Source organism: Streptomyces sp. SID5910 (assembly GCF_009862125.1).
Classification (GTDB): Bacteria; Actinomycetota; Actinomycetes; order Streptomycetales; family Streptomycetaceae; genus Streptomyces.
Window position 1 is genome coordinate 1 of record NZ_WWHX01000454.1, and the last position, 2,306, is coordinate 2,306.

The following is a 2,306-nucleotide window of genomic DNA, read 5'->3' on the forward strand; positions in this document are numbered from 1 at the left end:
ACGGGTGGGCGCAGCGGCACCCCGGCAGCGCCGGGCCACGCGACCCACCCCCGGCAGGCTCACACCCCGCGCACAACTGCGGCCGACACGGCTACGGCTACGGCAGGCTCGGCGGCGTCTTCGCCGGCGTAGCCTCCAACGCCTCCAGCGCCATCCGGATCGCCTCGTCCAGCTGAGGATCCCGCCCCGCCACGTAGTCCTGCGGCCGCTGCGGCACCTCCACGTCCGGATCGACGCCGTGGTTCTCCACGCCCCACCCGTACCCCTCCAGCCAGAACGCGTACTTCGGCTGCGTGATCAGCGTCCCGTCGACCAGCCGGTAGCGGCTGTCGATGCCGACGACGCCGCCCCACGTACGCGTGCCGACCACCGGCCCGATCCCCAGCGCCTTGATCGCCGCGTTGACGATGTCGCCGTCGGAGCCGGAGAACTCGTTGGCGACGGCGACGACCGGCCCGCGGGGCGCGTCCATCGGGTAGCTGAACGGCCGCATGCCGCGCGGCAGGTCCCAGCCGACGATCCGCCGGGCCAGCTTCTCCACGACGAGCTGCGAGGTGTGCCCGCCGCGGTTCTCCCGCACGTCGACGACCAGGCCCTCCCTGGCCACCTCGACGCGCAGGTCGCGGTGGATCTGGGCCCAGCCGGGCGCCTGCATGTCGGGCACGTGCAGATAGCCGAGCCGGCCGCCGGACTTCTCGTGGACGTGGGCACGCCGGTCGGCGACCCAGGCGTGGTAGCGCAGCGGCTCCTCGTCGGCGAGCGGGACGACGACGGCGTGCCGCAGCTCGCCGCCGCCGGCCGGGGAGACGGTCAGCTCGACCGGCTTGCCGGCCGTGCCGACGAGCAGCGGTCCCGGCCCGGTGACCGGGTCGACGGGCTGTCCGGCGACCGCGACGACCGCGTCCCCGGCCCGCACCGCGACGCCGGGCGCGGCGAGCGGGGAGCGGGCGTGCGGGTCGGAGGTCTCGGAGGGCAGGACGCGGTCGATGCGCCAGGTGCCGTCCTCGTGGCGGGAGAGGTCGGCGCCGAGCAGGCCCTGCCGGGCGCCGCCGCCGTGGCCGCCGCGCGGGGTGACGTAGGCGTGCGAGGTGCCGAGCTCGCCGTGCACCTCCCACAGGAGGTCGACCAGGTCGTCGTGGGTGGCGAGGCGGTCCAGGACGGGGCGGTAGCGGTCGAGGACGCCGTCCCAGTCGACGCCGTTCATGTCGGGCCGCCAGAAGTTGTCCCGCATGACGCGGCCGGTCTCGTCGAACATCTGGCGCCACTCGGCGGCCGGGTCGACGGTCTGCCGGACCCGGCCCAGGTCGACGGTGATGTTGGTGTCGCTGTCCTCGTCGCCGGAGGCCCGCCGGTCGCTGGGGACGACCTTGAGGCGCCCGTCGGTCCACAGCAGCACCCGCTTGCCGTCGCCGCTGACCTCGAAGTGGTCGGCGTCGCCGGCAAGGTGCTCGACGCGCTGCTGGGCCAGGTCGTAGCGCTCCAGCTCGGTGCGCGGGTCGGGGTCCTCCGGGTTGGCGCGGGAGGCGCCGAGGACGCCGATGACGGGGTGGCGCAGCCACAGCACGCCGTCCTTGGCGGCGCGCAGCCGGGAGTAGCGGGCGGCCTCCACCGGGAAGGGCACGATGCGGTCGGCGAGGCCCTCGATGTCGATCCGGGTGGTCGGGGTGCCCTCGCTGTCGGGGGTCTCCTCGCGGTCCGGGGTCTCGAAGGGCCGGCCGTGGCGCTGCGGGCCGAAGGGCGAGGGGGTGGTCGCGGCCAGGGTGATCAGGTACGGCCGGGCGCCCTCGACGAAGGCCAGGTCGAAGACGTGCTCGTCGTAGACCGGGTCGAAGGAGCGGGTGGAGAGGAAGGCCAGGTGCTTGCCGTCCAGGGTGAAGGCGGGCGACCAGTCCTTGAAGCGCAGCGGGGTCGCCTCGCTCACCGACAGGTCGGTGGTGTTGGCGAGCTTGAGCTGGCGCAGCGGGTCGGGGCCGGGGTGGGACCAGGCGAGCCAGGCGGAGTCGGGCGAGAAGACGAGGCCGGAGGCGTCGCCGTCCTCGCTGCGGTCGACCTCGCGGACCTCGCCGGTCTCGCGCTCGACGAGCAGGACCCGTCCGTCGTGCGAGGCGACGGCGGCCCGGCTCCCGTCGGGCGCCATGGCCAGGGCCAGCACGCGGCCGAGCTGTCCGGCGGCGAGGCGGCGCGGGGTGGCGCCGGGCGCGAGGCCGGTGGCCGGCGCGAACTCCAGGGCGTCGTCGCCCTCGGCGTCCGTCACCCACACCACCCACTCCTCGCCGTCGGCGCGGAAGGTGCGCGGCAGCCGGGTG

General features: G+C 75.4%; 1 protein-coding gene. It reads right to left on the reverse strand.

What is annotated here, in order from left to right:
• Nucleotides 1-97 precede the first annotated feature (97 nt).
• The coding region (locus tag GTW67_RS16070) for a S41 family peptidase (RefSeq protein ID WP_161165508.1) at nt 98-2,306 on the reverse strand (2,209 nt) is incomplete at its 5' end.